Annotated in this window: 18 protein-coding genes; 11 read left to right on the top strand and 7 right to left on the bottom strand. The window is 36.8% G+C overall.

The features are described 5' to 3' along the window. Positions 1-5: 5 nt before the first annotated feature. From B3D98_RS17440 to B3D98_RS17455, 4 genes are all read left to right on the top strand, one after another. Positions 6-878 (top strand): ABC transporter ATP-binding protein, encoded by an 873-nt coding sequence (locus B3D98_RS17440; protein ID WP_288584721.1) that lies wholly within the window; start codon positions 6-8, stop codon positions 876-878. Beyond that, positions 872-1,684: an ABC transporter ATP-binding protein gene (locus tag B3D98_RS17445; RefSeq protein ID WP_259950785.1), complete on the top strand. Its 813-nt coding sequence runs from the start codon at positions 872-874 to the stop codon at positions 1,682-1,684. Before B3D98_RS17440 ends, B3D98_RS17445 begins: the two co-directional genes overlap by 7 nt. Continuing rightward, the gene (gene cntE / locus B3D98_RS17450) at positions 1,681-2,877 is read left to right on the top strand and encodes a staphylopine family metallophore export MFS transporter CntE (RefSeq protein ID WP_288584726.1); all 1,197 of its coding nucleotides are present in this window, start codon (positions 1,681-1,683) and stop codon (positions 2,875-2,877) included. The genes B3D98_RS17445 and cntE overlap by 4 nt, the downstream gene beginning before the upstream one ends. Before the next feature lie 82 nt (positions 2,878-2,959). After that, positions 2,960-3,595 (top strand): 50S ribosomal protein L25/general stress protein Ctc, encoded by a 636-nt coding sequence (locus B3D98_RS17455; protein WP_103118349.1) that lies wholly within the window; start codon positions 2,960-2,962, stop codon positions 3,593-3,595. Between the two features lie 317 nt (positions 3,596-3,912). Here B3D98_RS17455 and B3D98_RS17460 read toward each other — a convergent pair whose 3' ends face one another. The 4 genes from B3D98_RS17460 to B3D98_RS17475 form a co-directional block, all read right to left on the bottom strand. After that, positions 3,913-4,068 (bottom strand): hypothetical protein, encoded by a 156-nt coding sequence (locus B3D98_RS17460; protein WP_158651954.1) that lies wholly within the window; start codon positions 4,066-4,068, stop codon positions 3,913-3,915. A gap of 45 nt (positions 4,069-4,113) precedes the next feature. Beyond that, positions 4,114-4,719 (bottom strand): DUF2812 domain-containing protein, encoded by a 606-nt coding sequence (locus tag B3D98_RS17465; RefSeq protein WP_288584731.1) that lies wholly within the window; start codon positions 4,717-4,719, stop codon positions 4,114-4,116. Further along, complete coding sequence (locus tag B3D98_RS17470) at positions 4,706-4,993, bottom strand: PadR family transcriptional regulator (protein ID WP_054550495.1); 288 nt, start codon at positions 4,991-4,993, stop codon at positions 4,706-4,708. Before B3D98_RS17470 ends, B3D98_RS17465 begins: the two co-directional genes overlap by 14 nt. A gap of 143 nt (positions 4,994-5,136) precedes the next feature. Next, positions 5,137-5,763 carry a YczE/YyaS/YitT family protein gene (locus B3D98_RS17475; protein WP_004230690.1) on the bottom strand — a complete coding sequence of 209 codons (627 nt, stop codon included), beginning with the start codon at positions 5,761-5,763 and terminating at the stop codon, positions 5,137-5,139. A gap of 163 nt (positions 5,764-5,926) precedes the next feature. Here B3D98_RS17475 and B3D98_RS17480 point away from each other — a divergent pair, with 163 nt between their 5' ends. The 3 genes from B3D98_RS17480 (at position 5,927) to B3D98_RS17490 (ending at position 8,977) form a co-directional block, all read left to right on the top strand. Then, positions 5,927-6,349, top strand: a complete 423-nt coding sequence (locus tag B3D98_RS17480; protein ID WP_048392416.1) for a pyridoxamine 5'-phosphate oxidase family protein — start codon at positions 5,927-5,929, stop codon at positions 6,347-6,349. Positions 6,350-6,444: 95 nt separating this feature from the next. Continuing rightward, on the top strand, positions 6,445-8,190 hold the full coding sequence (gene ade, locus B3D98_RS17485; protein ID WP_288584736.1) for an adenine deaminase: 1,746 nt from the start codon (positions 6,445-6,447) through the stop codon (positions 8,188-8,190). Between the two features lie 250 nt (positions 8,191-8,440). Further along, positions 8,441-8,977, top strand: coding sequence for a DUF6143 family protein (locus B3D98_RS17490; RefSeq protein ID WP_004230683.1), 537 nt, complete (start codon positions 8,441-8,443; stop codon positions 8,975-8,977). Between the two features lie 115 nt (positions 8,978-9,092). Here the strand turns inward: B3D98_RS17490 and B3D98_RS17495 are convergent, their stop codons facing one another. From B3D98_RS17495 to B3D98_RS17505, 3 genes are all read right to left on the bottom strand, one after another. Then, a complete protein-coding gene (locus B3D98_RS17495; RefSeq protein ID WP_288584739.1) occupies positions 9,093-9,896 on the bottom strand; it encodes a methyl-accepting chemotaxis protein in 804 nt (267 codons plus the stop codon). Between the two features lie 57 nt (positions 9,897-9,953). Further along, a complete protein-coding gene (locus B3D98_RS17500; RefSeq protein ID WP_221680291.1) occupies positions 9,954-11,525 on the bottom strand; it encodes a phytoene desaturase family protein in 1,572 nt (523 codons plus the stop codon). 378 nt (positions 11,526-11,903) lie between these two features. Then, positions 11,904-12,812, bottom strand: a complete 909-nt coding sequence (locus tag B3D98_RS17505) for a MerR family transcriptional regulator (protein ID WP_054550455.1) — start codon at positions 12,810-12,812, stop codon at positions 11,904-11,906. Positions 12,813-13,164: 352 nt separating this feature from the next. Here B3D98_RS17505 and B3D98_RS17510 point away from each other — a divergent pair, with 352 nt between their 5' ends. From B3D98_RS17510 to B3D98_RS17525, 4 genes are all read left to right on the top strand, one after another. Then, positions 13,165-13,875, top strand: coding sequence for a TspO/MBR family protein (locus B3D98_RS17510; RefSeq protein WP_288584743.1), 711 nt, complete (start codon positions 13,165-13,167; stop codon positions 13,873-13,875). A 253-nt stretch (positions 13,876-14,128) separates the two neighbouring features. Continuing rightward, complete coding sequence (locus tag B3D98_RS17515; RefSeq protein ID WP_054550453.1) at positions 14,129-14,731, top strand: hypothetical protein; 603 nt, start codon at positions 14,129-14,131, stop codon at positions 14,729-14,731. Between the two features lie 181 nt (positions 14,732-14,912). Next, entirely contained in the window at positions 14,913-15,452 is a 540-nt protein-coding gene (locus tag B3D98_RS17520; protein ID WP_288584746.1) for a flavodoxin family protein, read from the top strand. A 262-nt stretch (positions 15,453-15,714) separates the two neighbouring features. Continuing rightward, positions 15,715-16,614, top strand: a complete 900-nt coding sequence (locus tag B3D98_RS17525) for a LysR family transcriptional regulator (RefSeq protein ID WP_054550494.1) — start codon at positions 15,715-15,717, stop codon at positions 16,612-16,614. The last annotated feature ends 4 nt before the right edge of the window (positions 16,615-16,618 follow it).

The raw sequence follows: 16,618 nt of genomic DNA on the forward strand, positions 1-16,618 counted from the left end.
ACAATATGTTAGAGATAAGGGATTTGTCAATTACGCTTCAAACAGCACAGGGACCTAAAAAAGTTGTGCAGCATGTTGATTTCCAGATTCCAACTGGTACAACGCTTGGTATTGTCGGGGAAAGTGGTAGCGGTAAAACGATGCTATGTTATGCCATCTTGCAACTGTTTCGGGAGTCCCGAAACTATGAGGGAGACATTTTATTGGAAGGGCGTTCCTTAATGGAAATGGATGAACAGCAGTTGCGAGGCCTTCGGGGCAATGACGTGGCATGTATATTGCAGAATCCTATGGCTATGTTTAATCCTATTATAACAATAGGAGAGCATATGATTGAAACAGTACAGGCACACCGATCGCTCAGTAAAAAACAAGCATTGCACATAGCAACTGAGCAACTTGCTTTTTTTCAATTGACCGATTCAAGACTGTTAAAAAAATATCCTCACGAGTTAAGCGGTGGCATGCTTCAACGTGTCATGATTGCCATGGCTATGAGTCTTCGTCCAAAGCTTTTGCTTGCAGATGAGCCAACAACAGCCCTTGATACGATGACACAGCTCAAGGTTTTAGAGGAATTGTCTCATTGTCAGCAACAATATCAGACAACGATGCTGATTGTGTCACATGATCTTGGCGTCATCGCCCGAATGGCAGATCAAATTGTTGTTATGCGAAGGGGGAAAATTATGGAATATGGTCCAGCCGAACGGCTATTACAAAACCCTGTTCATTCCTATACCAAAGCATTAGTCGCAGCGAAAAGGAAGGATGATCAACTTGAAAAACTTGTGGATAGCTGGTCAGGTGATACAAACGGAATTCTATATGAACTAGACACGAACTATTGGGTAAGACAGGAGGAAAGCCGATGTTAGAAATCCAACAAGTATCTAAAACCTATCGAAAAAAGAGATTGTTTGGGGAACATGAAACAATAGAAGCTGTGAAAAATATGTCATTCACCTTGAAGCAAGGGGTTTGCTTAGCCATTGTCGGGGAGAGCGGTAGTGGCAAAACCACACTAGGAAAGCTGATAATAGGTATGGAAAAGCCAGATAGCGGAATCATAAAATTCGATCATATAAACCTAGCAACGACATGCAAAGAAGAGAAGAAGCAATTACAAAAAAATATTCAAATCGTTTTTCAAGATTGCCATAGTGCTGTTAATCCGAAAATGAAGATTCGAGACATCATTGCAGAGCCAATGAATTGTCATTTACAGTTGACGAAACAACAGCAGCTAGAAAAAATAAAGGAGCTTTTAGTACAGGTGGGACTATCTGAGAGAGATGCTCAAAAATACCCTCATCAATTAAGTGGTGGTCAGTTACAGCGAGTGACCATCGCAAGGGCGATAGCAACAGACCCTAAGCTCATTATCTTGGATGAATCCATTAATAGTTTAGATATATTGGTACAAATCAGTATCCTAAAACTTCTGAAACAATTGCAACAGGAGAGAGGCTTCAGTTATTTATTTATTACTCACGATTTACACGCAGTTAGTTTGTTTGCAGATGAAGTAGCTGTTGTAGACCAGGGTGAAGTGGTGGAATTTCTTCATGATGTGTCTCAAATTCCATGTATGACCCATCCGATAAGCCAACGCTTATTAGCCTCTAGATTACCTATAAATCGTCAAGAAATTTCTTCGTTGCAAGGGGAGCAAGTCTCATGAAACTTCAGCCTTTATCCCTTCGCATGATGCAATTATATGGGCTTGCGGTTATTTTTTTTACCGCCAATGCCGTGTTGACAGTTATTTTTCCATTAGAAGCAGCGGATGGGGGGTACTTGGAGGGTGAAATTGGAGTCATGATGGCCATATATATGCTTGTTTGTATGCTATTAAGACCTTTTGCTGGCCAAATGGTCGCCAAGCATAGTCCTTATACGATTATGCAATGGCTGTTAGTAGGCCATGCACTTGCACTGCTTATCTATGTAATATTTGGTATTGATAGTGTCTTTTTAGTACGAGTCCTACAGGGTATCATCACCGCTTTCTTTTCTATGGCGATGCAGCTAGGTATTACAGTTGTCTTACACGACCATGATCGGGGGCAAGGCATGTCGATGTATTCCTTATCCAGTGTTGTACCTGGTTTATATGGACCTGCAGTAGCGCTACTCTTGTGGACGCAATTGGATAGACAGGATTTATTAATCTTTGTGGTTATGTTGGCTCTTCTGCCACTACTGTTTTTTATTGGCTCCCCTTTACCAAAAGCAAAGGAAGACACAGAAGTTGTGACAACAAGAGAGCTGTTAGCCGCCATGAAGGGGGTAAAACAACACAAGGGGCTAGTCATATCAGCAATCGTTATGGTTCTTGGTGCTGCTATTTTTGGCGCCATCACCACCTTTTTACCATTGTTTATGCTGACCGAGGGAGTGGGGAATCCAGCTATTTATTTAACGTTACAGGCATTGGTCGTGGTGGGTAGTCGCTTTGTATTGCGACGCTCTATTCCTTCAGATGGACAATGGCATCCGAAATTTATTGCATGTGTGCTTTTCAGCTCCATATTGGGCACAACGTTGCTTGCTGTTTTACCTGAAATAGGATCTTTTGTCTATATTTCCGCTGTTTTCAATGGCCTTGCCTCAGCGATGCTATATCCGACAATTACTACATATATGTCGTTTGTTGTACCACAAGAATCGAGAAATGTTTTGCTAGGTTTATTTTTAGCTACCTATGATTTAGGCTTTGGGTTGGGTGGGTTTTTGATGGGCTTTATTGTGCAATTTACATCCTATATGGTCATGTTTATGGTTTGTACGGTTTTAGCGATTATCGCACTCTGTGTTGTATTGCGTAACGGTAATCCCGAGAGGCAAATTATCACTACCATACTGACAAAATAATCGCGTGCTTGCTATGTATAAAATACAATAGAAAAGGCAAAACCTTTTATGAGACTAGTTTCCATGAAAGGGGAAATATTCGATGAATATGGTTTTAACTGCCAGTAAACGTCAAAAGGGACAACAATCTTCTTTAACACAGCTTCGACAAAATGGGGGCATTCCAGGTGTGGTTTACGGCTTTCAAATGGAATCAACGGCAATTATGTTAGATGCGAGAGCCTTTGCAAAAATGTTAGCTACACACGGTACGAAAAGTGTTTTCCAATTAGATGTTGAAGGAAAACGCATTAATGCAGTTTTAACAGAGGTACAACGTTGTGCATTAAAAGGGAATGTTAAGCATGTGGATTTTAAATCCATCAATATGTCAGAGGAGCTAGAAGTGGATATTCCAGTGACTGTAATTGGGGATGCAGTTGGAGTTGCTGATGGCGGATTCCTGCTCCAGCCTAATCGTGAAGTGCGTATTAAAGTGAAGCCAACTGACATTCCAGAAACCATTGAAATAGATGTTACAAATGTTGCAATTGGGACTTCTCTATACGTCGGAGATATTCGTCAACAGTTCTCGTTTGATATTTTACAAGAGGATGACTACACACTGGTGACGATTACACCACCGGCTGCTGAAAACGTACAGGAAGATGATACAGTGGACGATACACCAGAAGTGATGGAAGCAACAGGACAAAATACTGCTGAACCAGAAGCATAAATGAAAGAGGAGCCTCCTTACACTACGTAAGGGGCTCCTCCTGTTGTTGAAAAAGATATGTCACTAGCAGAAAAAGACCTTTTAGCAAGGTGAGAGGTTGATTTCCGTTCCGCCAGCGTCCTTTCCAGGGGGCGTCCGATGAGCCGCTTCACTCACTTACGTTCGCTCCAGGGTCTCCTCTGTGACGCTAAATCCCCTAGGAGTGACGCTGGCTCCACTCCAATCAACCATTACCATTCTGCAAAATGTCTTTACTTTTTCATACTAGCATAGCGATCAAATAGCCCATTATCTGTATTCTTAGAGGGGATAAGTTCTTATTTCCAAGGTGGAGAAGTGATGCGTGACAACACCTCTTCATAAAGAGTAATGAACACCTTCACTTTATTGCCCACAGGAAAGCAAGTAGCCTTCAACAGAAATCCATTTTCACCTATCACAAAAATTCTATTGATTGTTTTGTTTTTCAACACTATGAGGAGCCTCCTTACACTACGTAAGGGGCTCCTTATTATTTGCTATAAAAATTGCTGTATGGATTTACGATAACGATAATAGAGTGTGATGTAAATACTACAAGTTGCTAAAAATAGCCATGGTGGAAGAAAGCGCATGATGGCAAAGGGTGTTTCAAATAAAAAAGCAAAAAGGAAGGCAGAACCTTCTTTATCCCATAAACCTGGGGTATAATATGCGCTTTTTATACTGAAAAAGGGAGCGATGTTATCGTTGCCATAAAAAATCATTAAGAAGATAAGAGAGAGTATTGCCCAATTGCTTGCATGTTTCATTAAACGTTTATATTTCGCAATGTGGGAATCATTATCTGAAAATAATTCATCATTACCATCTTTACTTTTTGTCCAATAAAATGTGCCATCATATGATTTTTCTTTTACAATACGCCAGCAAAAATCCTCATGTAATTGCTTATAGGTAGCTTTCTTTTCTTTGCGAAGATCCTGCTGACAATCAATCCGAATAACTTGTTCAAGATCTTCAGTAGGCTGAAATGTATATATACCTGCTGAGTTTATGTGAGAGCATAGCCAACCCTTGGCTAACATTTCGTTTAACCAACGCTCTTCCTTTTCGATATCAAAAAAGATTTTAAACTTTATCATGTTCGCCAGCTCCCTCGTATAAAGATAAAATGCGCTGCAATCTTTGTTGCTCTGCCGCTAATATTTCTAGACCCTCTTCTGTTGTTTGATAAACCTTGCGTCTTGTATCCTGGGTCTCAACAGGCGCGATCCAATGATATTTTAATAAATTTTCAATGGCTCCATACATAGTGCCAGCAGCAATCCTTACACTACCTGCGCTCATTTCCTCGATTTTTTGCATCATGGCATAGCCATGTAGCGGTTCACGTAAGGCAAGTAGAATATAATGCATGGTTTCGGATAAAGGTAATAATTTATGTTTTTTCACATCTTCACCTCAAATATACAGTTGGACTATATAGTTTGATTATATATAGTTGAACTGTATATTTCAACTGTAAAAAAGACAATGCAAAAATGCATTGTCTTTAAAGTTTAGACAACAGCGCTTTTCACGCCTGTCCATCGCATAAATAATTTTTCGTTATAGGATAAGGCAAATTGTACGATTGGTCCAAGTCCAAATGCCATAAATACCGTACCGATGCCTATAGGACCGCCAAGTAGGAAGCCAATGATTGCAACTGTTACTTCCATTGTTGTACGAGAGCGAGTCACACTCCAGCCAAGCTTATGAACCATCATCAGCATGAGTGTATCACGCGGTCCAATACCTAAATTTGCTACCATATACATTCCACAGCCCCAGCCTAGTAACACTAACCCTGTAAGGTAAGAAATAAGTTGCATCCAAAAACCATCAATATCAGGTAACCAATAGTTGAATATATCAATAAAAATGCCTGCCAAAAACATATCGATAAACGTTCCAGGTAAAGGGAACTTTTTCGTAATCAGCATATCAAACGCTAAAATAGCAAGTCCCAAAATAATGGACCATGAACCGATTGATAGGCCTACTGTTTTTGTTAAGCCAATATGTAGTACATCCCATGAGCCCACTCCAAAGAGTTGGCCTTTAATTGTTAATGTGATACCAAAAGAAAGTACGATAATGCCTGTTATGAAAAACAAACAGCGCGTAAAAAAAGCTTGTTTCATTTTTAACCCTCATTCATTCGAAAATTCCTGTTGTCCATCCAGTTATTATAACAATAGATTTTCAATATGCCCGAAGATTGTCATTTCACATTTTTCAAAAAAAGACCGTTTAGCTTTCTTGGGAGAGGGCAAAATAGATATATAGATGAAAGGATGGGATATTATGACTTCTGTACGTGATGAAATTCTAGAAGTGTTAAATCGAGAAAAGATTGGCACAATGGCGACTGTAGAAAATGGCAAACCTTACTCACGATACATGACATTCCAGCATGAAGATTTTGTATTGTATACAGTGACGAATAAGCATTCAGAAAAAATGGAAGAGCTGCGCAAAAACCCATATACCCATATTTTATATGGCTACGAAAATGGTGGCTTTGGTGATACGTATGTGGAAATAGAAGGCAAACTTACTGAAGTACATGAAGAAGGGATAAAAAATAAACTAGCCGAATTTTTTACAAGTATCTTTATTGGCAATCAGGATGAAATGGTGACATTAAAGATTGAGCCTATTCGTATGCGCTTGATGAATAAAAAAGGGCAACCACCTAAAGAGCTAGAATTTTCGAACGACCATTGATCAATGGTCGTTTTTTACTGATGTAGCGATAAATAGTTGCAATGGCTAGCATCTTTTTGGCATGATAGTTCTTAAAAGAAAAAGGAGTATAGATTATGTCGATAAAATTACAGCAGCTAACACAAAATGTATTATCTTCTCAAGGAAAATTAGAGGCAGATTTTATACTTAGAAATGCGCAAATTGCGGATGTTTTTTCGTTAACATGGCAAAAAGCAGATATCGTCGTGAAGAATGGGATGATTGTGGCTCTAGATCGCACGAATAAGTTTCACGCTAAACAGGAAGAGGATGCGACAGGAGGCTATGTCATTCCTGGTTTAATTGATGGTCATATACATATTGAGTCTTCTATGTTGACACCAGGGGAATTTAGTCGTGTTTTACTTCCTCATGGGATTACAACGGTAATGACAGATCCTCATGAGATCGCCAATGTCGCAGGAGCAGAAGGCATTCAATTTATGCTCGATGATGCACAAAAGGCAGATATGGATATTTTTGTGATGCTGCCATCAAGTGTGCCAGGTACACAGTTTGAAAATGCAGGCGCTACACTAACAGCTAAGGATTTGGCACCATTTCTACAACATGAACAGGTTCGTGGATTAGCTGAGGTGATGGATTTCCCAGCGGTATTAAATGGGCAAGAGGACATGCTTCAGAAAATTTTATTATCGCAGGAAGCAAATTTAGTCATTGATGGGCATTGTGCAGGCTTACAAAGCGAACAAATTACAGGCTATCGAGCTGCGGGTATTCACACAGATCATGAATGTGTAACGGCTGAGGAAGCCATTGACCGTGTAGAGCAGGGGATGTATGTGCTAATCCGAGAGGGCTCAGCCGCGAAAAACTTACGTGACTTATTGCCAGCTGTCCAGTCACATAATGCTCGTCGCTTTGGTTTTTGTACAGATGATAAATATGTGGATGAGTTAATCGACGAAGGCAGCATCAATTATGATATCGCCATGGCAATAGCTGAAGGGATGCAACCATTGCAAGCAATCCAGTTAGCAACCGTTAACACCGCAGAATGCTATCGTTTATTAGATCGAGGTGTACTTGCACCAGGCTATAAGGCAGATTTTGTGTTAGTAGAGAATTTGTCAACAATGCAGGCAAAGGCCGTATGGAAAAATGGGCAGAAAGTGGCTGAAAATGGTAAAATGCTGACAAATCATCAAGAGCCAGTTGTGCCTGCTCATATCCATCAATCTGTCCATTTACCAACCATTACAAAGGATAGGCTACAACTAGCATTCACAAAGGGTACAAAGGCGAATGTAATGGAGATTGTGCCGAATCAGCTAATTACCAATCATGTAATAATGGATGTACCTGTAAAGGATGGTTTTTTCGTCCCTTCTGTAGAACAAGATCTACTGAAACTAGCCGTCATCGAACGTCATCATCAGCTACACACGACAGGTTTAGGAATTGTTAAAGGCTTTGGCTTACAAAAAGGAGCAGTAGCCACAACAGTAGCTCATGATTCCCATAATGCCCTTGTTGTAGGAACAAATGATGAGGATATGGTCCTGGCGCTTACACGCATTCAGGAAATCCAAGGGGGCTTTGTGATCGTTGCGGATGGCCAAATTCTAGCGGAGATGCCATTAACCATTGGTGGCTTGATGACAGATGTACCAGCTCAACAGGCAAAGGAGCAGCTAGCAGGCTTGCACAGGGCATTAAAGACGCTTAATCCAACATTAGATTTCCATTTTCTACTAACGTTTTCTTTTGTGGCATTACCAGTTATTCCTGCTTTAAAGCTAACAGATACAGGATTATTTGATGTGACAACCTTCCAGCATATCTCAGTAGAAGCATAGATAAAAAAACGACCTAGTAGCTTTCATTAAGCTTTTAGGTCGTTTTCTTATATTGCTTATTTAGTGCTAGCTCTCATTCACCATCATTTACGAACTATAAACATGCTTACAAGTCATTGTAATATGGAATTAGTCGTAAAATTAAGGATTGCGTGTTGATTATTTCAACCTCTTATTTGTAAGATATTTTCGTCTAAACATCCCTACTAAAAATACATACATTAATATATAAAAGGGGGTGAGATTGACAATGAAAAATAATGATCGATTTATGAAAATAGTTAGTATTCCTACTCCTTTATATGAATCATTATTAGGTCAATATTTTGTTGGGCAAACCGAATTAATTACCTTAAAAAAAGGAAGAAATGCGTGGGGAAGCTTAAGTAATCCTAAATATTCTAATGTGGATTTGTTTGTAAATGCGTTTACCATTACTAATTATTCTAAACAACCTATTCTGGCTGAAATTTGGTTTAATGCAATCCCTCCTGGGGATTCAATGATTTCTAAAAATGTAACGCCTACTAATACAGCCATTTATCCACCACCAAATCCAGACGTTAAAATTGAATTTGCTGAACTTGTTGAAGGGCACCCCTATAAAGGAGTAAATGCGTTTAAACGAATTGTTCCACCACAAAGTACTTTAGTAAGCGATGAAGATGGAAAATTTATTTTTCCATCTGGTGAATCATTTGTAATTTTTTTAGTTACACAGGACAATGAATGTATAGAGGCTGAGATAGCATTTGGGTGGTTTGAAAAAATGAAAAAATACCATTAAATAATAAGGATATTGTTAGTAGAATATAATTTATAGTGATATTAATTAGTTAGAAAAAAGAAGCTAAAGCTCTCAAATATCTATTGAGAACTTTAGCTGCTGTATTATTGACTAGTTAAAGCATTTTTTCGAATCTATCAATGGCTTTATTAAATTCATTGTGAGTTTCTGTTACAACTTTCTTCAAATCATGTGTAATATTATCGACCTTTTCCGTATCACTTTCTATAGTCATTACATTATATTCGATATTTCGAAGTGCCTTATCCACATTCAGTGCTAATTTTCGTACCTCTTCTGCTACGACTTTAAAACCGCGACCTTTTTCACCAACACGAGCAGCCTCTATTGCGGCATTCAGTGCTAGGACATTTGTTTGTTTAGCGATAGTATGAATCACTTTTACAGTATCTCTAATTGCGTCAACTTCTTTGGCAAGTGATGCTACGGCTTTTATGTTTTCTTCTGAATTGGATACAACAATTTCTACTAACTCCTGAGGCATACTTTTTAGTTTAGCAATAATCTCTAAAGTATTGAATTCTCGATTTGTAATATCTGTTGAAATTTTTAATATGGAACTTACCTTATTATTGTCATTGAAAATGGGGAGGTAAGTTGCTTCAAGCCATATAGAATCGTTCATTTTACTTATTCTTTCAATTTTTCCTTCATATTTTTCTCCATTTAATAAACCTTGCCATAGGAGATGATAGTCTGGGCTTTGTATAAAATCCGGTTTACAAAACTTTTCATGACCCATCCCAATAACTTCATCCACCTGATATCCTAGAACCTCTGCAAATTTTTTATTAGCCCAAATCACTTTTCTATTCAAGTTAAACTCTACGAGGGCTAAATTTTTTTTCATTGAATCTACAATTGCATTTTCATTCATATGTTTTGTCTGAATATTCATATTTTCAAATCCTTATATTAGGTAGCTAAGCTAAATTTAATTCATACTTAATGATTATTAGATATGCAACATTACTTTTTCACTAGGTTTGTTATTGAGTTCCGTATTAAAGAGATCTATTTTAGGTAAAGGTTTCACTGCTAATTGTGCTAGACCATGCTTTTGTAGAATTCCATTAGAAGTAATACGGGCAGACTCCAAGATAATCGGTAAACCACTTCCTGGATGTGTACCACCTCCAACTAACCAGCTATTTTTTAATTCTTCAAATTTATTGTGAGGGCGGAATGTCAGCATCTGTGTAAGCTGATGACCTAGGTTAAAAGTTGCTCCTTTATATACACCTAAATTCTCTTCCCAATTTTTCGGTGAAATTATGTGTTCTTCTTCAATGTATTGCTCTAGATTTTCAATGCCAAGTTTGTCCTCAATTAACCCAATTAGCATGTTACGATAATCTTGTTCACAGGTATCCCACTCAATATGACTGAAATTATTAGGTACTGGTGCTAATACATATAGCGTTGATTTCCCTTGTGGGGCAACTGTCGGATCTGTTACAACTGCATTTTGAATGTAGATAGATGGATCATCCGACAACAATTTATGGTTAGTAATTTCTTCAACATTTTTTCGGTAATTTTTTGCAAACCAGATCGTATGATGGGGCAAATCAAATTTTTTATTGACACCTAGATAAAGCATAAAAGTAGAGCAAGAGTATTTTTTCTTCTCTAACTTTTCTTTAGTGTATTTTTTTAGAACACCAGGCTCGACTAAGTGAGTCATCGCATGACCAAAATCACTATTTATTATTACTTCATTAGATGCTATTTTTTCGCCATTATCTAAAATGACACCCTTTACCTTTCGACCATCCAACCAGAGCTTTGAAACGCCACAGTTCGTGTATATCTCTCCACCATTTTCTCGTACAACCTTTGCCATTGCCTGTGTTAACTTATTAATGCCACCTGTAATGTGGTAAACACCATAAGCATGCTCAATAAAAGATAGAATGGAAAATGCACCAGGACTTTCCCACGGAGACATGCCTAAGTATTTTGCTTGGAAAGTAAAGGCAAGTTGTAATTCCTCTTGCTTGTAAAATCGTGAAAGCGTATCTATTAAAGATCTACCGATTTCAAGCTCACCCAATGCCTTTAAAACTTTTGGTTGTAGTAAATCTGTATAACGGTTCATGCTTGCTTGCAATACAGGTACTAACGCTTCTAATTTGTGATTAGTTTCCTTCATATATTTTTCAAAAGAGCCCTCATTGCCTGGAAATAGTTCATTTATTTGACGAATCATTTCCTCACGATCACGAGTCATTTTAATGCGCTTATCGTGAAAAATTAATTCATACATTGGATCTAGGTTTACTAGATCTATATAATTATGTATATTTTTACCGGCAAGCTCGAATATTTCTTCAATAATATAAAACATATTTAAAAATGTGGGGCCCATATCAAATTTATATTCTCCTAGCTTTATTTCACTTGTTCTACCACCAATATAGGGTTGTTTCTCGTAAACTTTGACATTAAATCCTTTAGCGCTAAGCAGCATTGCCGACGCTAAACCACCTGGACCAGCTCCTATAACAATAATCTCCTTTTTCATTGTGAAAAACCTCCGTATCTGCTATTTAGTCTTATAACACTACCTGTATTGAGTCATGATTTATAAATAGATAAAAATATTTATTTGTTGTACAAAAGTTATACAGTGATTATACAATTAGTGTACAAAAATGTGCAAACTATATATTCTTGAAATTTAAAAAATTATTTTATGGCTATTGCGTGCAAAAAAAAATCATAGACAAAAGCATGTGTAACCAATGCTTTCATCCATGATATTCTCGTTGAACTTCTCAATAAAATAGATTGTAAGAACAATGCCTTATTTAAACAGGGATAGCAGTATTAATAAACTTTTTAACTTTTGCTTATAGTACTAGTTCTAACCAAAACGTTAAACTCCTACTAAAAATAAATGTTATTTAGAGTGAGAGTTATTTATAACTTCATCAATAGTACTGGCAATAGCAATTGAATGTAAGGAATGTGTTTTTAAATACTCTTCAGAGCCAGCACCCCCCATATAAAATCGAATAGCAGGATGTTTTGCAGCGAAGTCATCTAATTGCTGAATGCTAGTAGGGTATAACTCAAATGGCCTTGTAGTCATAGCAGATAATAGAACCACCTTTGGTTTAAAATGTATGATTAAAGATTCAATTGCCCCAACAGCTGGAGAACTGCCAACAAGGAATGATCGCCAACCAGCCATCATTGCTTGCAACAATAAAATATGAAGTTGAACTTCATGATGCTCCCCTGGTAAGCATGCTCCCATTATAAGTGGTGCATCCTCTTTAGAGTGGTAATTCCTTCTTAATTGTACTAAATAATCTCTAACAATCATTGTAGTAACAGATTCTTGATACTCGGTCCATACCTGTTTTTCCCATAATCTTCCTACCTCTTGTAAGAAAGGAATAATCACATGAGATAGAAATTTTGCTAATCCTAATGAATGATTTGCTTGTTGCAGGAGTCGATTAAGTTCTACTTCATTGCAAAGTCTTCCTTCTTCCAATAAAAGATTACAGAAATGATCTACATTGTCGCTTTTGGTCAACACTGTGGGGGTAACTGCCTCTAAAACATTTTGATTGCTAAGTACAATTGTCACTGCTTGTTTTATAGAATAGCCTTGGTTCGAAAGGCTAAGTACTTTTAAATATAGCTGCACATCCTTTTCACTATAAACACGGTGTCCATTTTCTAATCTTTTGGGATGAACAAGTTGGTAGCGCTCTTCCCATTTACGTATCACTTGTTTGGATAGTCCTGTGATTTCAGATACCTGCGTAATATTATATTGCCAATCTGTTGGTGTCATTATTTCCCTGCCTTTCTATAGCTAGTAACATTCATGATTGTGAGTATTTGTGTGCCGTAGTGCTTTCCGAAACCTTACAACTTTTCATATTATAATATAGATATTTAAAAGTTGTACAACAATTGTATAACTATAGTGGTTGAATATTGAATAACAGGGAAATAGGGGTGGGGAATTTAATGAGACAATTTGTTGTTTTTTTTCTTCCATACCATAATGAGTAGGCTATACGATTTTATAGATAAGCTAATGGCTTTAAATAATTTATTAATGTTATGTAAGCGGAGTAATTATAAGTTGGAATGGGTAATGAATATATTGAATTAGATGATGTATATGAGGGGGAAAGAACATGAAATGGCTTGCACTCATAAGTTATTTCGCCATGGTTATTATTAATGGACTAGCTAGTACGGTGGGGATTAATGGGAAAAAGACAGGTGAAATTTCTAATCAGGTAGATGTATTGTTTATTCCAGCAGGCTATGTTTTTAGTATTTGGGGCTTGATTTATTTTTTATTATTCATTTGGCTTGTACAACAATTTCGGTCTTCAACTACTAATCGTATAAATAGCAATCTGGGTCTCTTTGTAATCACTTCATTTTTAAATATCGCATGGTTGTTGAGCTGGCATTATGAATTGTTTATAACGTCCATTGTTATTATGGTCGGCTTATTGGTTCATATAATTTTTCTGTATGTAAGTTTCCCGAAAGAGGATAATCGTTTTTTAGGAAGACTTCCATTTTCTGTATATTTAGGGTGGATTAGTGTGGCGTTGATGGCTAATATTAGCTTTGTGCTTAAATATTATGAGTGGGATGGGTTTGGGCTCTCGGAGGAAATATGGGCACAGTTATTACTTATTCTTGCGACTGTGCTAGCTGCTTTTATACGTGTTTATAAGCAAGATGTATTTTTTCCATTAGTAATTATCTGGGCTTTTATAGGAATCGCTATCAAGAATGGAGAAGATGCAGGGAGTATTTTCTATATGCCATTTATATATAGTTTGTTCCTGGTAATTTGGATTTTCATTGGAAGGCCTAAAAGAATATAGTTAAAGTATCTATAATATTTGATAGAAAGCGTGCTTTGAAAAGAAAATTTATTTATAAAGAAACCCAAACCAATGAAGTGTTATGAGCTTCTGTGTAGTTTGGGTTTTTTGTAAAGATAGGTGACCTTTCATCCAATTCTTCTTATCCAATGATTAAAATGTATTCACTTTTTTGAATGTAGAAATAATGGAAATATAAAGGGAATGAGCTCTTTTTGTCGAATCTTCTTATGATGAAAGGAGTAATCAAGTTTTGCTTGTCACAAATTATTTTTATGATCTACCAGAAGAGACCAAAGAATCTATTTATTTATATGAATATAACCTTATATTGAGTAAAGAAGTTGAAATCATTCAATTACATCGAAAACGGTCAATTGTTTATGAAATGAAAAACAAAGGAATTATATTGAAAAAATTTCTATCTGAAGGAAAAGGGGATAACGATATTTACGCATTGTTGGAGTTAAACAGTAGTCCTTATTTTCCTAAAATTTATGCATATAAAAAAAGAGAGTTTTTATTTGTAGAAAAAGTGAATGGTAAAACTTTATCACAGGTTTTAAAAGAAGGTATAACTAACAACGAATTAAAAGAAATTGTTTTGAAAATGATTGAAGCAAAAAAAGATATGATGAATGTAGACAGATACGATTTTGATTTTAAATTTGAACATATATACTGGGATACGGAAAATAGCACTTTGAAATGGATTGATTTGGGGGCGTGTGTAAAAAACCCAATAGGATATTCTGAAGAAGAAAAAAAGAAACGAATTGAATATTGCATTAACCAAGTCAAACAACAATTTGCTAAATATGGGTATAGTTTGTTGGATAATTTAGAGGGGTTATAACTAACAATTGATTTCATTTTGTATCCTAGTTTAATTGAACATATTAAGTATGCATGCTAATTGTAATCGAATCTTTCGATTTATTTTATCGAAATAATCATCTTTATCGATTTGTGAAATCATAATAAGCTATTGATATACGGGGACACTAGTTAAAACTTTAAGGAAGTAGGGATACTAAATGTCAATAGCAGTTATTTACGGTGGCAATCGGTCGAATGGGAATGTAGAGACTTTAACAAAATTAGCCACTCAAGGCCTAATGATTGAAGAAATTTATCTAAAGGACTGTGTTATTCAGCCAATAATCGATAAGCGTCATGCTGCGGAAGGGTTCACAGATGTCAGCGATGATTATAACGCCGTCATTGACCGTATTCTTCCACATGATATTCTTATATTTTCTACGCCTATTTATTGGTATAGTATGACAGGAGCAATGAAGAACTTTATAGATCGATGGTCACAAACCTTAAGAGACCCGAATTATCCTGATTTTAAAGCATTAATGTCTTCTAAAAAAGCATATGTTATTGCAGTTGGTGGAGATGAGCCTTATATAAAGGGGTTACCAATGATTCAGCAATTTCAACATATTTTTGATTTTGTTGGGATAACCTTTGAGGGATATATTCTAGGAGAAGGAAACAAGCCAGGCGAGATCCTTCAAGATCTAAAAGCAATGTCTGCAGCTGATCATCTTAGAAAAGAATTACAATAAGTCGACCTTATTGGCCTTTAGATGATATTGACTATTTTTATAGCACAATACAATGAAACGAATTTGGAGGAAAGAAGTCTCCAAATTCGTTTCTCTTTATATGATAAAAGGTTCTTTTGATGTTAGATATTTACTTGCGCTATTGGTAAATGCAGCCATCTCTTTCTTTCAGCTACAAACTAGTGTATATTGGATTTTATTATCGAAAAGGATGAATGTTTCAATAAAAACTATCGAAGAAATAGATGAAGGGGTTCAAGTGATGGATATTAAGCAGCTTCAAACGTTTTTTACAGCAGCTGAAACATTAAGCTTTACACAGACAGCCCAGCTTCTTGACTACGCTCAATCGAGTATTACAGCTCAGATAAAAACATTAGAACAAGAGTTAGGTGTTCAGCTTTTTGAGCGGCTTGGCAAGCGTATTATTCTCACAGAAGAGGGCAAGCGTCTACAGCATTATGCAAAAAAAATGCTTGAGCTAGACCGTGAAATGAAAAAAGCTATATCCAACGAGCAGGAGCAAGTCCTATTGAAGGTAGGGGCACAGGAAAGTCAGTGTGTCTATCGACTACCAAGTATTTTACAGCAATTTCAACAAGCACACCCGCAAGTGAAAATCATTTTCAAGCCTGTGCATACAACAGCTATTGCAAAGGATTTATTACAAGCTGGTAAACTTGATATTGCATTGATAACGGACACTTATCAGGAAACGGCCATGCTCAAGCGAGAGCGATTGATTCAGGAACAGCTTGTTTTTGTGAGTGCCCCCAAAGAAATTAGTCAGCCTCTATCGGCTCAACAAATTTCAACTGAAACGATGTTGTTAACAGAAACAGGGTGCTCCTATCGTAATCATTTAGAGGCACAGCTACAGCAAGAGGGTGTCAATCCCTTACAAATGATTGAATTCGCCAGTATTGAAGCAATCAAGCAATGTGTGATGGCAGGGTTAGGTATTACATTTTTACCTAAAATGGTTGTAGAGAAGGAGCTGGAAAGTGGGCAATTAATGGAAGTACCGTCCACAATTGATTTAGCGCCAATTTATACAGATATTGCATGGCATAAAGATAAGCATATGCATCCCTGTCTCGAAGATTTTATTGCCATCGCCAAACATAGCTATGAAGCTTTTAAGGATGAAAAAAGAGCCTGAATGA

The organism is Lysinibacillus sp. UBA5994 (assembly GCF_002429725.1).
In the GTDB taxonomy this organism is placed as follows: Bacteria; Bacillota; Bacilli; order Bacillales_A; family Planococcaceae; genus Lysinibacillus; species Lysinibacillus capsici.

What these genes read in the sequence shown, in the direction of transcription:
- B3D98_RS17440 (WP_288584721.1), top strand. Translation starts at nt 6, where the DNA reads ATGTTAGAGATAAGGGATTTGTCAATTACGCTTCAAACAGCACAGGGA.
- B3D98_RS17445 (WP_259950785.1), top strand. Translation starts at nt 872, where the DNA reads ATGTTAGAAATCCAACAAGTATCTAAAACCTATCGAAAAAAGAGATTG.
- cntE (WP_288584726.1), top strand. Translation starts at nt 1,681, where the DNA reads ATGAAACTTCAGCCTTTATCCCTTCGCATGATGCAATTATATGGGCTT.
- B3D98_RS17455 (WP_103118349.1), top strand. Translation starts at nt 2,960, where the DNA reads ATGAATATGGTTTTAACTGCCAGTAAACGTCAAAAGGGACAACAATCT.
- B3D98_RS17465 (WP_288584731.1), bottom strand. Translation starts at nt 4,719, where the DNA reads ATGATAAAGTTTAAAATCTTTTTTGATATCGAAAAGGAAGAGCGTTGG.
- B3D98_RS17470 (WP_054550495.1), bottom strand. Translation starts at nt 4,993, where the DNA reads ATGCATTATATTCTACTTGCCTTACGTGAACCGCTACATGGCTATGCC.
- B3D98_RS17475 (WP_004230690.1), bottom strand. Translation starts at nt 5,763, where the DNA reads ATGAAACAAGCTTTTTTTACGCGCTGTTTGTTTTTCATAACAGGCATT.
- B3D98_RS17480 (WP_048392416.1), top strand. Translation starts at nt 5,927, where the DNA reads ATGACTTCTGTACGTGATGAAATTCTAGAAGTGTTAAATCGAGAAAAG.
- ade (WP_288584736.1), top strand. Translation starts at nt 6,445, where the DNA reads ATGTCGATAAAATTACAGCAGCTAACACAAAATGTATTATCTTCTCAA.
- B3D98_RS17490 (WP_004230683.1), top strand. Translation starts at nt 8,441, where the DNA reads ATGAAAAATAATGATCGATTTATGAAAATAGTTAGTATTCCTACTCCT.
- B3D98_RS17495 (WP_288584739.1), bottom strand. Translation starts at nt 9,896, where the DNA reads ATGAATATTCAGACAAAACATATGAATGAAAATGCAATTGTAGATTCA.
- B3D98_RS17500 (WP_221680291.1), bottom strand. Translation starts at nt 11,525, where the DNA reads ATGAAAAAGGAGATTATTGTTATAGGAGCTGGTCCAGGTGGTTTAGCG.
- B3D98_RS17505 (WP_054550455.1), bottom strand. Translation starts at nt 12,812, where the DNA reads ATGACACCAACAGATTGGCAATATAATATTACGCAGGTATCTGAAATC.
- B3D98_RS17510 (WP_288584743.1), top strand. Translation starts at nt 13,165, where the DNA reads ATGAAATGGCTTGCACTCATAAGTTATTTCGCCATGGTTATTATTAAT.
- B3D98_RS17520 (WP_288584746.1), top strand. Translation starts at nt 14,913, where the DNA reads ATGTCAATAGCAGTTATTTACGGTGGCAATCGGTCGAATGGGAATGTA.
- B3D98_RS17525 (WP_054550494.1), top strand. Translation starts at nt 15,715, where the DNA reads ATGGATATTAAGCAGCTTCAAACGTTTTTTACAGCAGCTGAAACATTA.